Origin of the sequence: Pseudomonas sp. Irchel s3f10 (assembly GCF_900187515.1) — a bacterium.
Classification (GTDB): domain Bacteria; phylum Pseudomonadota; class Gammaproteobacteria; order Pseudomonadales; family Pseudomonadaceae; genus Aquipseudomonas; species Aquipseudomonas tensinigenes.
Genome location: NZ_FYDZ01000017.1, coordinates 97,060 through 115,536, shown reverse-complemented (window position 1 = coordinate 115,536; position 18,477 = coordinate 97,060). Strand labels below are relative to the sequence as shown.

Below are 18,477 nucleotides of genomic sequence, written 5' to 3'. Positions count from 1 at the left end.
ATATCAGGCGCTGTACATCTGCGCCAACATCAAACGAAACAGCTCATCGAGACGCGCCAAGGCCTGTGGCGCGTTGAATTTCTCATGCAGGGCGATGTGGCTTTGCGCCCGCACCCGCTGTTCCAGGCCACACGCTTCGTTGAAGCGATTGACCGCTGCGACCATCGATTCCCGTTCGTTATCCATCAGCATCGCACCGTGCACCAGACCGACCGGGCGCTGTCCACCCTGACTCTGGCGCCAGCGCTGCGCGGTGCCAACCATTTTGCGGCCATCGAGATTGACGTTGAAACGTCCGTCGCAGAACGCGCCGTCGATTTCGCCCAACGATGCCGTGCCACCCAACTCGTCGAGCAACTGACAGATCGGATCGCACAGACGGCGGTAGCCGGTTTCGATGCGGTTCAGATCGCCTTCGCTGCGTGGTGGTGCGTAGACCAGGGCGATATTGATTGTCGCGGCAGATTGCGGCACGGGTTCGCCGCCGGTTTCGCGCAGCAGGACGGGCCAGCCGCCGGCGGCGGAGACTTCGCAGGCGTGGTCGAATCCGGGGAGGCGATTGAGGCGGCGCGGCATGACCAAGGCGCGATCGCTGGGTTGCCAGAATAGGAGGCCGAATTCTGCGTCGCCGGCGCAGACCGAGGCCAGCAAATCCTGTTCGGCTTGCAGGCCGGCTTCGATGGTCAGCGGGGTTGGCAGCGACATGGAGGGCTCCGGCAGGTTGAATCTCTTTAGCGGATTTTAGGGACCCATCGCGAGCAGGCTCACTCCTACAGGGGGAACGCATTCCAAGTGTAGGAGTGAGCCTGCTCGCGATGGCGTCGACTCGGTCTGAAGCGAATCAGTCGAGGGTCGAACCGCTGATGGAAGTGCCACGCTCCGGGAAGAACAGGCGCTGCAGTTCAGTGCCCGGATTCTCGGCGCGCATGAACGCTTCGCCGACCAGGAACGAATACACGTCGCTGATTTCCATCAACTCGACATCGGCGCGGTTGAGGATGCCGCTCTCGGTAATCACCAGACGATCGCGCGGAATGCGCGGCAGCAGGTCGAGGGTGGTTTCCAGGCTGACGTCGAAGGTATGCAGATTGCGGTTGTTGACCCCGACCAACGGCGTGTCGAGGGTTTTCAACGCACGTTCCAGTTCATTACCGTCGTGCACTTCGACCAACACATCGAGACCGACGCTTTTGGCGACGGCGGCCAGCTCGGCCATTTTTACGCCATCCAGTGCGGAGACGATCAACAGCACGCAGTCGGCGCCCAGCGCACGGGCTTCAACGATCTGGTAAGGATCGATCATGAAGTCCTTGCGGATCACCGGCAGGCTGCACGCGGCGCGGGCCTGTTGCAGATAAGCGTCGGCGCCCTGGAAGTAGTCGATGTCGGTCAGTACCGAAAGACAGGTCGCCCCACCCTTCTCGTAGCTTTTGGCGATGTCGGCGGGAACGAAGTTCTCGCGGATCACGCCTTTGCTTGGCGAAGCCTTTTTGATTTCGGCAATCACCGCAGGCTGCTTTTTCTTCGCCTGGGTCAGCAATGCCTGGGCAAAACCACGGGGTGCATCGGCCGCCTTGGCCAGACTTTCCAGCTCGCTCAGGCTGACGCGAGCGCTACGCTCGGCGACTTCCTGAACTTTGCGCGCCAGAATGTTTTCCAGAACCGTCGGTACACTCATCCCTCATTCTCCACTTTGAATACCGCGGTAAAGGCACCCAGCTCCTCGAGTTTTTCCCGAGCGAGGCCGGTGTGCAGAGCGTCATGCGCAAGCTCGACGCCCTGTTTCAAACTACTGGCCACGTCAGCGGCATACAGCGCTGCACCGGCATTGAGCACAATCATTTCGGCGGCTTTCTGGCCGTTTTCAGTCTTGCGTTTGCCCAGTGCATCGCGGATCAGCGCCAGCGAGGCTTCCGGGCCGTCGACCGACAGACCGTGCAGGCTCTGGCTCTTCATGCCGAGGTCTTCCGGCTCGACCCAATATTCAGTGATTTCGTTGTTCTTCAGCTCGGCGACAAAAGTCGGCGCAGCGAGACTGAACTCGTCCAGACCGTCCTTCGAATGCACCACCAGCACATGCTTGCTGCCCAGACGCTGCAAGACTTCGGCCAATGGCCGGCACAGCGCCTTGTTGAATACGCCCACAACCTGATGCTTCACACCGGCCGGATTCGTAAGCGGGCCGAGCATGTTGAACAGCGTACGCAGGCCGAGATCGCGGCGCGGGCCGGCGGCGTACTTCATGGCTTTGTGATGGGTCTGGGCGAACATGAAACCGATGCCGACGTTGTCGATACAACGGGCGACCTGAACCGGCGTCAGGTTCAGATAGATGCCAGCCGCTTCCAGCAAGTCGGCGCTGCCGCTCTTGCCCGATACCGCGCGGTTACCGTGTTTGGCCACGGTGCAACCGGCTGCCGCGACGACGAACGAAGAAGCCGTCGACACGTTGAAGATGTTTGCACCGTCACCGCCGGTACCTACCACATCGACCACGCCGTCGAGAGTCTTCAGTTCGACCTGATCGGCCAGCTCACGCATTACCGACACCGCGCCAACGATCTCGTCGATGCTTTCGCTCTTCATGCGCATGGCCATCATGAACGCGCCGATCTGCGCGTCGCTGCATTGGCCGGTCATGATTTCGCGCATAACGTCGCGCATTTCATCGGTGCTGAGGTCGAGGTGTTCGACGATACGGCTCAGGGCTGTCTTGATATTCATGGGAAGTCCTTAGCGCGTGCCGCCGGTTTGTTTGAGGAAGTTGGCAAACAGTTCATGACCCTGCTCGGTCAGGATCGACTCGGGGTGGAACTGTACGCCCTCAATGTTCAGGGTCTTGTGACGCAGGCCCATGATTTCGTCGACCGAGCCGTCATCGTGTTGGGTCCACGCGGTCAGTTCGAGGCAATCGGGCAAAGTGTCCTGCTTGACGATCAGCGAGTGGTAACGAGTGACGGTCAACGGATGATTGAGGCCGGCGAAAACGCCCTTGTCCTCGTGGAATACCGGGCTAGTCTTACCGTGCATCACTTGGCGGGCGCGGACTACATCGCCGCCAAACGCCTGGCCGATGGACTGGTGGCCAAGGCAGACACCGAGGATCGGCAGCTTGCCGGCGAAGTGTTTGATGGCTTCGATGGAGATGCCGGCTTCGGTCGGTGTACACGGGCCTGGCGATACCACGATGCGCTCAGGTTTCAGCGCCTCGATTTCGGCGACGGTCAATTCGTCGTTGCGCACAACTTTGACCTCGGCACCCAGCTCGCCGAGGTATTGCACAACGTTGTAAGTAAAGGAGTCGTAGTTGTCGATCATCAGCAACATGGCGTGTCGAACCTCTTGAATTCTGATTTGAAAACAGCCTTCAGATCACTTGCCCGCAGGGCGCTGCACGATGTCGGACACAGGTAGGTGCGTCGGCACAGCGGCATTTCAAACGGGCAAGGAAGGCAAAGCGATACAGATCCGGCGGGGCCGGCAGAAAAGATTCAGGCGCGCCAACGCCAGCGGGCGTGTGCCTTGATGACTTGATCCAGAAGTTTGCTGGTGATCAACACGGGGGAGGTCTCGTTCATACGTTCCGGCACAGTAACTTAGCTGGGCGGAGCGTGCAATATGGCCGGGACTGCGGGAGATAAAACCGAGGGAGGATTCGCGACCGATGGCAAAACGCCGGGAGTTTTTGGTACTGTCGTTTCGTTCACCTACAACAATAAATAAACGGACTTGCTCATGATCAAACAGACGTTGTTTGTACCGCTGGCCGGATGCTTGCTCGCACTGGCCTGCGCCCAGGCCAATGCTGCGCCCAACCCCTATTCGAATTTCATTGTTTTCGGCGATAGCCTGAACGATGCCGGGACCTTTACCGACACCGGCGGCCCGGCCGGCTCGACCGAGCGTTATACCAACCGTACCGGGCCGGTGTATCAGGATGGCAGCGGTGAACTGTATTCATTGAATTCCACGCAACTACTCGGCGGGCGCCTGGGTTTTTCCGCAGACCAGACAGCCTCTTCCAGTTCCGCAGTGCGTGCCGAAAACGGTCAACCTGATGGCAACAACTGGGCGGTCGGCGGCTATCGCACTGACCAGATCCTCGATTCGATCACCACACAATCCGCTACCGGTGAACGCACCCGTGCCGGTTACCTGCCATCCAACGGTTTGCGCGCCGACCCGAATGCGCTGTATTACATTTCCGGCGGCGGCAACGATTTCCTGCAAGGGCGCATTCTCAGCCTGCCGCAAGCCAACGCCGCCGCCGATCGACTGGCTGACAGCGTGCAAACCCTGCAAACCGCCGGCGCCAAATACGTGATGGTCTGGCTGTTGCCTGATGTTGGCCTGACCCCGGCCATCAACGGTACGCCGCTGCAAGCCTTCAGCAGCCAGCTCGCCACGCAGTTCAACAGCCAGTTGGTCACACGCCTGCAAGGCATCAACGCCGAAATCATTCCGTTGAACATTCCGGTCCTGTTGTCGGAAGTGTTTGCCGATCCAGGACGTTTTGGCCTCGCAACCGATCAGAACCTGACCGCGACCTGCTTCAGTGGCAATAGCTGCACCGAGAACGCCCGTTACGGGATCAACAGCGCGACACCAGACCCGAGCAAGCTGATCTACAACGACGGCGTACACCCGACCGAGGCCGGGCAAAAGCTGATCTCTGACTATGCCTATTCCCTGCTCGCCGCACCGTGGGAACTGACGCTGTTGCCGGAAATGGCCCACGCCACCGTGCGCGCGCATCAGGATGAACTGCGCAACCAATGGCAAGCGGATTGGGAGAACTGGCAGGCAGTCGGCCAGTGGCGGGCGATTGTTTCCGCCGGTGGCCAGCATCTGGATGTCGACAGCCAAAGCAGCGGCGCCAGCGCCGACGGCAGCGGTTACAACCTCAACGTCGGTGGCAGCTATCGCTTGAATGAAGCCTGGCGCGTCGGTGTGGCGGGCGGTTTCTACCGGCAGAATCTGGAAGCCGGACATAACGACTCGGACTACAAACTCAATAGCTACATGGCTACGGCATTTGCCCAGTACCAGCAAAATCGCTGGTGGGCTGATGCAGCGTTGACCGGTGGCAAACTCGACTACGACAACCTCAAACGCAAGTTCGATCTTGGCGCCAGCGAAGGTGCGGAGAAAGGCGACACTGACGGCAGCCTCTGGGCCTTCAGCGCTCGTGTCGGTTACGACATTGCCCAGCCGGGCAGCGAGTGGCACCTGTCGCCATTCGTCAGCGCCGACTACGCCAGCGTTGATGTCGATGGTTATTCAGAGAAGAGCAACCGCGCCACGGCATTGACCTTTGATGATCAGACCCGTGACTCGAAGCGTCTGGGTCTGGGCTTGCAGGGCAAATACAACATCACCCCGCAAACTCAGGTGTTCGGCGAGTACGCTCATGAGCGTGAGTACGAAGACGACGTGCAAAAGGTCAACATCGCGCTCAATACCTTGCCGGCGAATGACTTCAAACTTGAAGGCTATACGCCGCAGAGTCATTTGAACCGTTTGAGTCTGGGCGTAAGTCACAAGCTCACGGCTGATCTGGCGCTGCGTGGCGGTTACTCGTTGCGCAAGGATGATGATTTTACCCAGCAGGGTGTGAATGTCGGGGTTGTGCTCGACTTCTAAAACCGCAGGCACAAAAAAGCGGCGCCCTCACAGGCGCCGCTTTTTTATGACCGAACACAGATCAAATGTAGGAGTGAGCCTGCTCGCGATTGCGGTGCTTCATTCAACACATCTGTTGAATGTTAATCCGCTATCGCGAGCAGGCTCACTCCTACAAAGGTTTTGTGTGAACTCAGGCTTCCGGGGTTTGCTCGGCTAGGGCCACGGCGCGGAACATCGCGCGGCGTTTGTTCAGGGTTTCTTCCCATTCCAGCGCCGGCACCGAGTCAGCAACGATGCCGCCACCGGCCTGCACGTGCAGTTCGCCGTTCTTGATCACCGCGGTGCGGATGGCAATCGCGGTGTCCATATTGCCGTTCCAGGCGAAGTAACCGACCGCGCCGCCGTAAACACCACGCTTGACCGGCTCCAGTTCGTCGATGATTTCCATCGCGCGAATCTTCGGCGCGCCCGACAAGGTGCCGGCCGGCAGAATCGCTCGCAACGCGTCCATCGCCGTCAGCCCTTCTTTCAACTGGCCGGTGACGTTGGAGACGATGTGCATCACGTTGGAATAACGCTCGATGACCATTTTCTCGGTGAGTTTCACCGAGCCAATCTCCGAGACGCGACCGGTATCGTTGCGACCGAGATCGATCAGCATCAGGTGCTCGGCGATCTCTTTGTCATCCGACAGCAGGTCTTCTTCCAGCGCCACATCGGCTTCTTCGGTGGCACCACGTGGGCGAGTACCGGCGATCGGGCGCACAGTGATCAGGTTGTCTTCGACCCGCACCAGCACTTCCGGGGAACTGCCAACAACATGGAAGTCGCCGAAGTTGAAGAAGTACATGTACGGCGTCGGGTTGAAGCAACGCAGGGCGCGGTACAGATCGATCGGTGCAGCCTTGAAGTCGATCGACATACGCTGCGACGGCACAACCTGCATGCAGTCGCCAGCAAGGATGTACTCCTTGATGGTGTCGACGGCTTTTTCGTAGTCGTCCTGAGTGAAGCTCGAACGGAACACCGGATCAGCCGATTGCTGTTTGCTGAAGTCCAGGCCTCGGCGTGGGGTGATCGGCTGGCGCAGTTTTTCCAGAAGTGCCTGCAGTTGCGCCTGACCTTGTTCGAAGGCATCCGCCTGCGCGGGATCGGCCAGCACGATCGCGTGCATCTTGCCGGCGAGGTTGTCGAACACCACGACAGCGTCGGAAACCATCAGCAGAATGTCCGGTACGCCCAGCGGATCCGGGTTCGGGCACTTGCCCAGACGCTTCTCGACATAACGCACGCAGTCATAACCGAAATAACCGACCAGACCACCGTTGAAACGCGGCAAACCGGCAATGGTCGGCACGTTATAGCGCGCCTTGAAGGTTTCAACGAACGCCAACGGGTCTTCCACGTCGTGGCTTTCGGTCTCGACGCCATCAACGGTGATGCTGACGTGATGGTCGTGAACCCGCAGCACGGTGCGGCATGGCAGACCGATGATCGAGTAACGGCCCCACTTCTCGCCGCCCTGCACCGATTCGAGCAGGTAGGAGTTGGGCTGGTCGGCCAGTTTCAGGTAGATCGACAGCGGCGTGTCGAAGTCGGCCAGGGTTTCGCAGGCCAACGGAATGCGGTTGTAGCCGTCAGCGGCCAAGCGCAGGAATTCTTCGCGGATCATAAGGTGCCTCGTGGTGTGAGGGGCAAATCAGTCAGGTATGCAAACGCGCCGGCAGGCCGGCCAGGAACAAGTCAGGCGCGCCAACGCCAGCGGGCCAGGGCCTTGATGACTTTCATCCAGAGTTTGCGAGTGACCACCACGATGGCGTTTCCAGAATGGGATTGAGCAGCGTCGGGCAACGTTATCTCAGCGGCCGAACCGAGGCAACCGGGAATTAGCTTGCGCAGATCGTCGATGACCAGCGCCGGTGATTCTTCGGCAATCGGTCGACCGTGGTTGTAGCCATAGCTCAGCGCCACGCATTTGACCCCCGCCGCTTTCGCCGCCAGTACGTCGCTGCGCGAGTCGCCGACGAACAACGATTGCGAGGCCGGGATGTTGGCCATTTTCATTACGAAGAACAGCGCGGCTGGATCCGGTTTTTTCTGCGGCAAGGTATCGCCACCGATGATCCACTTGAAGTAGCGGCCGATCTTCATCTGATCCAGCAGCGGCGCGACGAAACGCTCCGGTTTGTTGGTGATCAGCGCCATCGCCACGCCTTGCTTGTGCAGCCACTTGAGGGTGTCGCGCACGCCGGGATAGACCACGGTCAGCTCATGGCTGGCGCCGTAGGCTTGCATGAACACTTCCAGAGCATGTTCGGCTTCGACGTCATCCACCGCCGAATGATCGATACCACCGGCCAACGCACGGCGCACCAGGACCGGCGCGCCGTTGCCAACCCACTCGCGCACCGAATCGATGCCCGCAGGCTTGCGGCCGAGGGAGAGCAGCATGGTGTCCACCGCCGCTGCCAGGTCTGGAACCGAGTCGATCAGCGTGCCATCCAGATCGAACATCACCAGCCGTGGCAGTTTTCCCGGGAACAGCTGCTCAAACCCGCTCATGGGCGCGCCAGCGCCAGTTCGGAACGCATCTTGTCGATGACTTCCTGATAGTTCGGCGCATTGAAGATCGCCGAGCCGGCAACAAAGGTGTCAGCACCAGCAGCGGCGATTTCGCGGATGTTGTTGACGTTGACGCCGCCGTCGATTTCCAGGCGGATGTCACGGCCCGAGGCATCAATGATCGCCCGTGCTTCGCGCAGTTTGTCGAGGGTGCCGGGAATGAACTTCTGCCCGCCGAAGCCCGGGTTGACGCTCATCAGCAAGACCATGTCGACCTTGTCGATCACGTACTTGAGCACGTCCAGCGGGGTCGCCGGGTTGAACACCAGACCGGATTTGCAGCCGCCTTCACGGATCAGTTGCAGCGAGCGATCAACGTGCAGCGTGGCTTCCGGGTGGAAAGTGATGTAGGTGGCGCCGGCTTCGATGAAGTCGCCAACGATGCGATCCACCGGGCTGACCATCAGGTGCGCATCGATCGGCGCGGTGACGCCGTATTTGCGCAATGCCGCGCAGACCATCGGGCCGATGGTCAGGTTTGGCACATAGTGGTTGTCCATGACGTCGAAGTGGACGAAGTCGGCGCCAGCGGCCAGAACGTTGTCGACTTCCTCGCCGAGGCGGGCGAAGTCGGCGGAGAGAATCGACGGAGCAATTACGAAGGGCTGCATGACGCACCTTTTCTGAGCTAAATCACGATGGCGCGCATTGTATACCTCAAGTTTCCAAGCGCGCACCGTGACCGCGATGATTGGGTTGTGCCATGACGGAGGACGGGCGCTGACTCAATACGCCGCGCGGTAGATCTTCTCGATGTCCCCAGCGCTGAGTTTGCGCGGATTGTTGCGCATCAGGCGCTCGATCCCCGCCGCTTCCACGGCCATCGCCGGGATCGCTTCTTCCGGCACGCCGAAACTACGCAGTCCGGCCGGAATTTCCACGGCTGCGCACAGATCGCTCATTGCCTGCACGGCTTTGTCCGCTGCTTCGGCGGCGCTCAGATGAGCGGTCTTCACCCCCATGGCTTCGGCGATATCCTGCATGCGCTCAACGCAGGCCATCTTGTTCCAGGTCATGACGTACGGCAGCAGCAACGCATTGCTCACGCCATGGGCGATGTTGAAACGCCCGCCCAGTGGATACGCCAGCGCATGCACCGCGCCGACCCCGGCATTGCCGAACGCCATGCCGGCCATCAGGCTGGCGGTGGCCATGTCTTCGCGGGCTTGCAGGTTGGCGCCGTTGGCGTAGGCCTTGGGCAGGGCTTTGGCGATCAGCTTGATTGCGCCGATTGCCAGCGAGTCGGTGATCGGCGAGGCGTTGACCGACAGGTAGGATTCGATAGCGTGCACCAGCGCGTCGACACCACTGGCGGCGGTGACGCTGCGTGGGCAGGTCAGGGTCATCTGCGGGCTGACCAGCGCGACGTCCGGCAACAGATAGTCGCTGACGATGCCTTTCTTCAGTTGCGCGACTTTGTCCGAAAGGATTGCGACGTTAGTGACTTCTGAACCGGTGCCGGCGGTGGTCGGGATGGCGATCAGTGGCGGGCCTTTGCGTGGCACCTGGTCGACACCGAACAGATCTTCCAGTGCGCCGTGGTAACCGGCATACGCCGCGACACTTTTGGCGATGTCGATGGCACTGCCGCCACCGAGACCGATCAAGCCGTCGTGCCCGCCTTCGCGGTAGACACGCATGCAGTCTTCGACGATGGCGATTTCCGGGTCGGGCAGCACACGGTCGAAAATCTCGTAGTCGCGCCCGCCGAGTTGCACCAGCGCAAGCTCGACCGTGCCGGATTTGACCAGCGCGGCGTCGGTGACGATCAGGGGGTTGTCGATGTCGAGGCGGGTGAGTTCGGCGGCCAGTTGTTCGATGGCGGCGGCGCCGGTGATCAGTTTGTGGGCGATTTTGAACTGGGACAGACTCATCGTGCGCAGCCTCTTATAGATGTGGGAGCTGGGCACAAGATTAGCTGGGGATTTGGGGTTGTCTGCTATTCAGGTGGTGAATGACTCATCGCAGGCGAGAGCAAGATCAAGAGCCCCTCACCCTAGCCCTCTCCCAAAGGGAGAGGGGACTGACCGCGCTGTACTTTCGAAGTACACTGACCTGAAATACCGAGTCGAACTCAGATTCTGAACAGCACGAATATCTGCTCCCTTTCCCCTCTACCCCTTGGGGGAGAGGGCTGGGGTGAGGGGGTAAGCTCTTGATCTGGCCCTTAAACCTGAGCAGTACGCAGTTTTTCGCTACGACCGCGCAGCCATTCCAGCGTCAGCAGCAGGATCACCGAGAAGGCAATCAGCAACGTAGCCGCAGCCGCAATCGTCGGGCTCAGGTTCTCACGAATCCCGCTAAACATTTGCCGTGGCAACGTCGCCTGCTCAGGTCCCGCGAGAAACAACGTCACCACCACCTCATCAAACGAAGTCGCAAACGCAAACAGCGCCCCGGAAATCACCCCCGGCGCAATCAGCGGCAAGGTCACCCGGCGGAACGCAGTCAACGGTGATGCACCCAAACTCGCCGCCGCCCGCACCAGATTATGGTTAAACCCCTGCAACGTCGCCGACACCGTGATGATCACAAACGGCACGCCCAACACCGCGTGCACCACGATCAACGAGAAGAAGCTGTTACCCAAGCCCAATGGCGCGAAGAACAGATAACTCGCCACGCCGATGATCACCACCGGCACCACCATCGGCGAAATCACCAGCGCCATCACCAGCGCTTTACCGGGAAAGTCACCGCGAGTGAGACCGATCGCCGCCAGCGTGCCAAAGATCATCGCCAGTACCGTCGCCGCCGGGGCGACGATGATGCTGTTCTTCAGAGCGCGCATCCATTCCGCCGAAGCGAAGAAGTCGTGATACCACTGCAGCGAGAAGCCTTGCAGCGGATAGACCAGAAAACTGCCCGAGTTGAACGACAGCGGAATAATCACCAGCACCGGCAGAATCAGGAACAACAGAATCAGGCCGCAGAGGATCCGCAGGCTGTAGAACCACACCCGTTCAATGGGCGACATGTAAGGACTCAGCATCTCGAATTCCCCTTAGCTCAGGCGCAGGCGACTGGCGCCGACCAGCCAGCTGTAAATCAGATAAAGCACCACGGTCGCCAGCAGCAACAGGCCGCCCAGTGCGGTGGCCATGCCCCAGTTGATGCTGGTGTTGGTGTAGAAGGCGACGAAGTAGCTGACCATTTGATCGTTCGGGCTGCCGAGCAGCGCCGGGGTGATGTAGTAGCCAATGGCGAGGATGAACACCAACAGGCAACCGGCGCCGACACCGGCGTAGGTCTGCGGGAAGTACACCCGCCAGAAACTGGCGAACGGGTGGCAGCCGAGGGAAATGGCGGCACGCATGTAGGTCGGCGAGATGCCTTTCATCACGCTGTAGATCGGCAGGATCATGAACGGCAGCAGGATGTGCACCATCGAGATGTACACACCGGTACGGTTGAATACCAACTCCAGCGGTTTATCGATGATGCCCATGGCCATCAAGCCACTGTTGATCAGACCGCCCGATTGCAACAGCACGATCCACGCCGCCACCCGCACCAGAATCGACGTCCAGAACGGCAGCAGCACCAGAATCATCAGCAGGTTGCTTTGCCGCGATGGCAGGTTCGCCAGCAGATAAGCCAGTGGATACGCCAGCAACAGGCAGATCACGGTGATGACCAGACCCATCCAGAAGGTGCGGGCGAAGATGTCGAGGTAGATCGCCTGATCCGGGGTGGCCGGGGCGATTTCGCCGAGGTCGTCGATGCGATGATCGACGGACGCCAGCAAGTAATACGGGGTGATGCTGCTGGTGTTGCGTTTGACCGCCTGCCAGTAGGCCGGGTCGCCCCAACGTTCGTCGAGTGCTTCCAGGGCTTCTTTATAAGAGGCCGGTTCGCTGGCGAAGGGCAGCGCCCGGGCGGTTTTGGTCAACAGGCTGCGATAGCCGGCCAACTCCATGTTCAAGCGCTTGGACAAATCGCCCAGCGTCTGGTTTTTGCGCGCTTCGGCGAGGTCTTCGCCGGCGGCTTTGTAGACTGGTTCAGCGGGCAGGCCACGGCCGTCCCAACTGGCGATGGCCGCCACGGTGCGCGGCATGCCGCTGACCACTTCGGGGTTGCCGACGCTTTTGTAGAGCAGCGCCACGATCGGCACCAGAAACACCAGCAACAGAAACAGCACCAGCGGCGCAATCAGCGCTTGAGCCTTCCAGCGGTTGACCCGCTCGGCGCGCTTGAGCTTCTGCTTCAAGGTGGGGCTGTTGCCCTCGTTCAGGGGAACGGCGATGGCCATGACGTACTCCGCAAATCTTTGATCGTTACAGAGGTGGCGAACCACCGCTGTTGTGTTGAAACACAGCTACCTGTGGGAGCGAGCCTGCTCGCGAAGAGGCCAGCACATTCAACATCCATGCTGGCTGATCCACCGCTTTCGCGAGCAGGCTCGCTCCCACAGGGGTGGGCAAGCCCACCCTCACCAGGCTCGGCTTATTTCGCCGCCCAGGAGTTGAAGCGCTGCTCCAGTTGCTCGCCGTTGTCAGCCCAGAAGCTGACGTCGATCTGCACCTGGTTGGCGATGTTTTCCGGGGTGGTCGGCATGTCTTTCAGGACATCCTTGGCCAGCAGCGGCACGGCTTGGGTGTTGGCCGGGCCGTAGGCGATGTTTTCCGAGTAGGTCTTCTGTTGCTGCGGCTGTACCGAGAAGGCGATGAATTTCTTCGCCGCTTCGGCACGCTTGGCGTCCAGACCTTTCGGGATGGCCCACGCGTCGAAGTCGTAGATGCCGCCGTTCCACACCACTTTCAGGTTGGATTCTTTCTGTACGGCAGCGATGCGACCGTTGTAGGCCGAGCTCATCACCACGTCACCGGAAGCGAGGTATTGCGGCGGTTGCGCGCCGGCTTCCCACCATTGGATGCTCGGCTTCAGCTCATCAAGCTTCTTGAACGCGCGATCCTGGCCACCCTTGCTCGCCAGCTCCTTGTAGACGTCTTTCGGCGCCACACCATCGGCCATCAAAGCGAATTCGAGGGTGTACTTGGCGCCTTTACGCAGACCACGCTTGCCCGGGAATTTCTTGGTGTCCCAGAAATCCGCCCAACTGGTCGGTGCGGTTTTCAGCTTGTCGGCGTTGTAAGCGAGTACGGTCGACCAAACGAAGAAGCCCACGCCGCACGGCTGAATTGCGCCTTTGACGTAGTCTTCGGTCTTGCCGAACAGTGCCGGATCGAGTTGTTCGAACATGTCTTCGTCGCAACCACGGGACAGCTCTGGCGATTCAACTTCGACCAGGTCCCACGACACGCTCTTGGTGTCGACCATGGCTTTGACCTTGGCCATTTCGCCGTTGTACTCGCCAGCGACGATCTTGCCGTTGCCCGCCGCTTCCCACGGGGCGTAGAAGGCTTTGACTTGCGCCGCCTTGTTCGCCCCGCCAAACGACACCACGGTCAAATCCGGGCCAGCGGCCATTGCGCTGGCCGCACCCATCAGGCCCAGGGTCAGGGCGGTGAACTTCAGGGATCTCAACATTTATTGTTCTCTCCACGTGCAGGGTTGGTGTTGGTATTGCCGGGGCGATCAGTTCGCCTCTAGAAGAGGATCGAGTGCGCGTACGTGCTCGACCTGCCAGCCAAGCGGAACCACGTCGCCGACCGCGAGCGCTGGATCGAGCTCGGCAATCGGTTGTTTCACGAAGAAGTCGGTCTTGCCGCAGACTTCCAGGCGCACCCGGACGTGGTCGCCCAGATAGATGAATTCCGCCACCCTCCCTGAGAAGCGGTTAACGCATTGATCGCTCGAACCGTTGAGGCTGACGCGCTCCGGACGGATCGACAGGGTTACCGGTTCGCCGGTCTGGCCGACGTTGACCGCCAGCGCCTCGACCTTTTCGCCACGACCCAACTCGACCACGCAACGCTCGCCGCTCTGGCTGAGCAAGCGGCCGTTGAGGCGGTTGTTTTCACCGATGAAATTGGCGACAAAAGTGTTTTTCGGTTCTTCGTAAAGGGTTCGCGGTGGGGCGATCTGCTGGATCTCGCCTTGATGGAACACTGCGACGCGGTCGGACATGGTCAGCGCTTCACCCTGATCGTGGGTCACGTAGACCACGGTCACGCCGAGGCGCTGGTGCAGGTGTTTGATTTCCATCTGCATGTGTTCACGCAGTTGTTTGTCGAGGGCGCCGAGGGGTTCGTCCATCAGCACCAGTTGCGGTTCGAACACCAGCGCGCGGGCCAATGCCACACGTTGTTGCTGACCACCGGACAACTGCGCTGGATAGCGGGAAGCGAACGCATCGAGCTGAACCATGCTGAGGACTTTCTTCACGCGGTCGCTGACATCACTTTTGTTCAGGCCACGGACGGTCAGCGGGAACGCGAGGTTTTCCGCCACGGTCATGTGCGGGAACAGCGCGTAGTTCTGGAACACCATGCCGATGTCACGCTTGTGCGGCGGCACGTTATTGATCGAGCGCCCGGCCAGCAGAATTTCGCCGGCGGTCGGTGTTTCGAACCCGGCGAGCATCATCAGGCTGGTGGTCTTGCCGGAACCGGACGGCCCGAGCAGGGTGAGAAATTCGCCTTTGCGAATGTCCAGGTTGAGGTCTTTGACGATCAGGTTCTCGCCGTCGTAGCTCTTCTGCACACCACGAAAGCTGACCAGCACATCACTGGCCCCTGCGTTTGTATCGACCTGGCTCATACCCACACCTTTGTTGTTGATGACTGCTTGTGGATTAAGCCTAGTGGTTGCTGACGGCCACGCAAATCGGGGCGCAGGAGAGAATCGCCTCAGCCGGATGGAAGGTTGGGGGTAGGGATTGCCCTACAAGGATGGCGCTGATGGATAAGGCAGTGAAGAGGGTTGAGCTGCAGGCTGCAAGAACAAGCAAAAGCGCGTGTCGCTAATGGATATGCCCACATTTCCCGAAGGCTGAGGAGGTCCCTTGTAGGAGTGAGCCTGCTCGCGATACCGGTGGATCAGCCGACACTTCAGTGAATGATCCACCGCTATCGCGAGCAGGCTCACTCCTACAATTTTGATCACGGTGACTGTTAGAGAAGTTTGTGTTCCATCGCATATTTGACCAGTTCGGCCAGCGAGGTGATGTTGAGCTTCTGCATCAGCCGCGCCTTGTGGGTGCTGATGGTTTTGCTGCTCAGGGCCAGTTGCTGGGCGATGTCATTGACGTTGGCGCCTTGGGCCAAGCGTTCGAACACCGAGAACTCGCGTTCGGACAGCAGCGAATGCAGCGGCCGCGCATCGGTCAGGCCAACCTCGAAGACCATGCGGTCCGCCAGATCCGGATCGATATAACGCCCACCCGCCGCGACTTTGCGAATGGCGGTCAGCAACAGCGCCGGATCGCTGTCCTTGGTCGCATACCCGGCCGCGCCGACCTTGAGCGCCCGCGCGGCCATCTGCGCTTCGTCGTGCATCGACAGCACCAGAATCGCCGGCGGATTGTTCAGCGCACGGATGCGCGGAATTGCTTCGAGGCCATTGACCCCTGGCATGGAGATGTCGAGCAGCACCACTTCGCACGGAATATGGCGCAGGGTCTCGAGCAGTTGTTCACCATTGCTCGCCTCGCCCACCACTTGCAGATCCTTGGCCAGGCCGATCAATTGCTTGATGCCCTCGCGCACGATGGTGTGGTCTTCGGCTACCAGTACACGGATCACGTTTTTCTCCATTGCTCTTGTTTAGACGCCGAAATTCGCGAGCAGGCTCGCTCCCACAAGGACATGCATTCCAAGGTGGGAGCGAGCCTGCTCGCGAAGAGGCCAGCATCAACACCACCCGACCCTCAGACCTCACTCACCGGCACCCGCACCACCAGACTGGTGCCCTCCCCCGGCTCACTCTCCAGCGTCAGCCGTCCACCCATGATCAGCACCCGCTCACGCATGCCCACCAGTCCAAACGAAGTCGGCCGACCGGCAGCGGCGACAAATCCTACGCCATCATCACTGACCGTCAGACACACTTCGTCGCCTTCCAGCGCCAGCGTCAGTTCCACAGTATGCGCCTGGGCATGGCGCATCACATTGGTCAGCGCCTCCTGCAAAATCCGAAACAACCCAATCGCCTTGGCATCACTGAGCGCCGGCAGATTGTCCGGCACCTGCACCAGACACGGAATCTGTGTCCGCGCCTCGAAACGCCGCGCCTGCCATTCGATCGCCGACGCAATCCCGGCATCGAGAATCGGCGGACGCAATGCCGTCGCCACATCGCGCACCAACTGGAACAGCTGGGCGATCAGGCGCTTCATGCTGTTCAACCGCTCGTTCAGCCCCGGATCGAGTTGCGCGTAGGCCAATTCGCACATCGATGTCTCCAGTTTCAGCACCGTCAACATCTGCCCCAGCTCATCGTGCACCTCGCGGGCAATTCGCGCCTTCTCTTCTTCGCGCACGCTCTCAAGGTGCGCCGACAGTTCGCGCAGTTGCTCACGGGAGGCGGCCAGCTCCAGCTCGATACGCTTGCTCTCGGTGATGTCCCAGACGATGCCGTCCCACACGTAGGCGCCATCCTCCAGTTGCCGGGTGATCGCCTTGATCTCGGCCCAGCGCTGCTGGCCCTGACGCGTGAGGATTCGGCCCTGCCATGACCAATCGCTGTCGGTGTCCAGCGCCTGATCCTGAGTTTGGTGATAACTGGCCTTGTCGTCGGGATGCACCAGGCTGCGCAGACCCATGTCGCGATGCGCGATAGCGGCCGGTGCGTAGCCGACCAGACTTTCACTGCCTTCACTGATGTAGGCAAAGTCGATCTGCCCGGTCACTGGCGCACGCTCCAGACGGAACACCAGCCCCGGCACGTTGGCGGCGATACCTTGCAGGCGCGCCTCGCTTTCCTGCAACGCCGCCAGTGCACGGCGGCGCTCGGTGACATCTGTGAGGTAAACCACCAGATATTCGCTGTCGCGAAAACGCAGAAAACTCAGCGAAACGTCCGCCGGCAAGACACTGCCATCGGCGCGCACGCAACTGGTTTCGAAACTCAGCGGCCCTTCTTCACTGGCCCGCGCGCGCTTCCACAGATTGAGCCAGCGGTCCATGTGCAGCCCCGGTTCGAAGTCGATCAGCGGGCGCTCGATCAATCCACCTGAGGGATAACCGAGCATGACTTCCGCCGCACGATTGGCGTAGCGCACATGGCTGTCCCAGTTGACCCAGAGGATGCCGACAGTGCTTTGATCGATGGAGAACTGCGTCAACCGCAGCGCTTCTTCGCTGGCCGCGCGCAAGGCGATGTCTTCCCGGGCGGCCAGCAGCCGCTGTTCGAGGCTGTGCTGTTGGCGGCGCTGCCAGAATACGATCGCGACACAACTGAGCAGCATTACCGCGAACAACAGACTGAGGTTCTGCCAGAACCCCGGCGACTCCGACAGCCGCGGATATTTCGGTTGCAGCCATTGGCTGTGCAATTGCTCCAGATCCTTGGCCGGGATTGCACGCAAGGCGCTTTGGACGATGCCAGCCAACTCTGGCCAATCGCGGCGTGAGCCGACTCGCAGCAGTTGCGGCAGGCCAATATCGCCAACCACCACCAGTTCGGCGAACTCCGGTTCTACCGACAAGCGTCCGAGCTGCGCCTCATCGACCACGGCGTAAGTGGCCTGCTGACTCAACAGCAACTGCAAGGCCTGACGCTCCAGCGGCACACCTTGCAGATTCAGATGCGGATAGTTGCCGCGCAGATAGTCGGCGGTGCTGCTGGGCATGCGCACGGCGACGCGGGTCTGGCTGTCGAGTTTCTCCAGATCGACCACGCCACTGGCTTTCTGATCGCTGACCACCAGTTGTGGGACACGCATGTAAGGATCGGAGAACTGCCACAGGCGCAGCGCACTCGGGGTCTGGCTCAGGCCCGGAGCGATATCGATCTCGCCCTCACGCACGGCGGTTTCCAATTGCGCGAGATCCTGAAAATTGCGCCAGCTCAATTCGACATTGAGCGCCTTGGCCAATAACTTCATCAGCTCGACGTTGGCCCCCGACAACCGCTGCAAGCGCCGGTCGTATAGCGCGTACGGCGCTTGCAACACCAGGCCGACGCGCAATTCATTGTGCTGCGCCAGCCATTGCTGCTGGCCCGCCGACAATTGCGCAACATGCGCCGGGGGCGCAGGCGCCGCCCAGCCCATCAAGGGAAACCATAAACAGCCGATAACCCACAGGCAGCAAAATCGCTTCATTGAAGCCTCATACACTGACAAATACTGACCAACCCATTAGGCTGCCGGGATACTTTCTGGCC

The 18,477-nt window shown here is 60.3% G+C and carries 15 protein-coding genes; 1 reads left to right on the top strand and 14 read right to left on the bottom strand.

All coding sequences use genetic code 11. The features are described 5' to 3' along the window. Nucleotides 1-3: 3 nt before the first annotated feature. From CKW17_RS26080 to CKW17_RS26065, 4 genes are all read right to left on the bottom strand, one after another. Entirely contained in the window at nt 4-705 is a 702-nt protein-coding gene (locus CKW17_RS26080) for a lipoate--protein ligase family protein (protein ID WP_095122648.1), read from the bottom strand. A gap of 136 nt (nt 706-841) precedes the next feature. After that, nucleotides 842-1,678 carry an indole-3-glycerol phosphate synthase TrpC gene (gene trpC, locus CKW17_RS26075; protein ID WP_095122646.1) on the bottom strand — a complete coding sequence of 279 codons (837 nt, stop codon included), beginning with the start codon at nt 1,676-1,678 and terminating at the stop codon, nt 842-844. Continuing rightward, nucleotides 1,675-2,724 (bottom strand): anthranilate phosphoribosyltransferase, encoded by a 1,050-nt coding sequence (trpD, locus tag CKW17_RS26070; protein WP_095122644.1) that lies wholly within the window; start codon nt 2,722-2,724, stop codon nt 1,675-1,677. Before trpD ends, trpC begins: the two co-directional genes overlap by 4 nt. A gap of 9 nt (nt 2,725-2,733) precedes the next feature. Next, a complete protein-coding gene (locus tag CKW17_RS26065; RefSeq protein WP_095122642.1) occupies nt 2,734-3,327 on the bottom strand; it encodes an aminodeoxychorismate/anthranilate synthase component II in 594 nt (197 codons plus the stop codon). 408 nt (nt 3,328-3,735) lie between these two features. On the opposite strand from CKW17_RS26065, the gene estP reads away from it, so the two are divergent. After that, nucleotides 3,736-5,643 (top strand): esterase EstP, encoded by a 1,908-nt coding sequence (gene estP, locus CKW17_RS26060; RefSeq protein ID WP_095122640.1) that lies wholly within the window; start codon nt 3,736-3,738, stop codon nt 5,641-5,643. Nucleotides 5,644-5,815: 172 nt separating this feature from the next. Here the strand turns inward: estP and trpE are convergent, their stop codons facing one another. The 10 genes from trpE to CKW17_RS26010 form a co-directional block, all read right to left on the bottom strand. Next, entirely contained in the window at nt 5,816-7,297 is a 1,482-nt protein-coding gene (gene trpE / locus CKW17_RS26055; RefSeq protein WP_095122638.1) for an anthranilate synthase component I, read from the bottom strand. A gap of 71 nt (nt 7,298-7,368) precedes the next feature. After that, nucleotides 7,369-8,187 (bottom strand): phosphoglycolate phosphatase, encoded by an 819-nt coding sequence (locus CKW17_RS26050; protein ID WP_095122636.1) that lies wholly within the window; start codon nt 8,185-8,187, stop codon nt 7,369-7,371. Further along, nucleotides 8,184-8,858 (bottom strand): ribulose-phosphate 3-epimerase, encoded by a 675-nt coding sequence (gene rpe / locus CKW17_RS26045; RefSeq protein WP_007918813.1) that lies wholly within the window; start codon nt 8,856-8,858, stop codon nt 8,184-8,186. The genes CKW17_RS26050 and rpe overlap by 4 nt, the downstream gene beginning before the upstream one ends. 114 nt (nt 8,859-8,972) lie before the next feature. Continuing rightward, a complete protein-coding gene (locus CKW17_RS26040; RefSeq protein ID WP_095122634.1) occupies nt 8,973-10,121 on the bottom strand; it encodes an iron-containing alcohol dehydrogenase in 1,149 nt (382 codons plus the stop codon). Nucleotides 10,122-10,414: 293 nt separating this feature from the next. Continuing rightward, nucleotides 10,415-11,239 (bottom strand): ABC transporter permease, encoded by an 825-nt coding sequence (locus tag CKW17_RS26035; RefSeq protein WP_008084123.1) that lies wholly within the window; start codon nt 11,237-11,239, stop codon nt 10,415-10,417. Between the two features lie 12 nt (nt 11,240-11,251). Beyond that, nucleotides 11,252-12,499 (bottom strand): ABC transporter permease, encoded by a 1,248-nt coding sequence (locus CKW17_RS26030; protein WP_095122632.1) that lies wholly within the window; start codon nt 12,497-12,499, stop codon nt 11,252-11,254. Nucleotides 12,500-12,693: 194 nt separating this feature from the next. Then, the gene (locus tag CKW17_RS26025) at nt 12,694-13,737 is read right to left on the bottom strand and encodes an ABC transporter substrate-binding protein (RefSeq protein WP_038363355.1); all 1,044 of its coding nucleotides are present in this window, start codon (nt 13,735-13,737) and stop codon (nt 12,694-12,696) included. 48 nt (nt 13,738-13,785) lie between these two features. Beyond that, nucleotides 13,786-14,910 (bottom strand): ABC transporter ATP-binding protein, encoded by a 1,125-nt coding sequence (locus CKW17_RS26020; protein WP_038363353.1) that lies wholly within the window; start codon nt 14,908-14,910, stop codon nt 13,786-13,788. A 353-nt stretch (nt 14,911-15,263) separates the two neighbouring features. Continuing rightward, complete coding sequence (locus CKW17_RS26015) at nt 15,264-15,905, bottom strand: response regulator transcription factor (RefSeq protein ID WP_176470121.1); 642 nt, start codon at nt 15,903-15,905, stop codon at nt 15,264-15,266. Between the two features lie 113 nt (nt 15,906-16,018). Beyond that, nucleotides 16,019-18,415: a PAS domain S-box protein gene (locus tag CKW17_RS26010; RefSeq protein ID WP_095122630.1), complete on the bottom strand. Its 2,397-nt coding sequence runs from the start codon at nt 18,413-18,415 to the stop codon at nt 16,019-16,021. Nucleotides 18,416-18,477 lie beyond the last annotated feature (62 nt).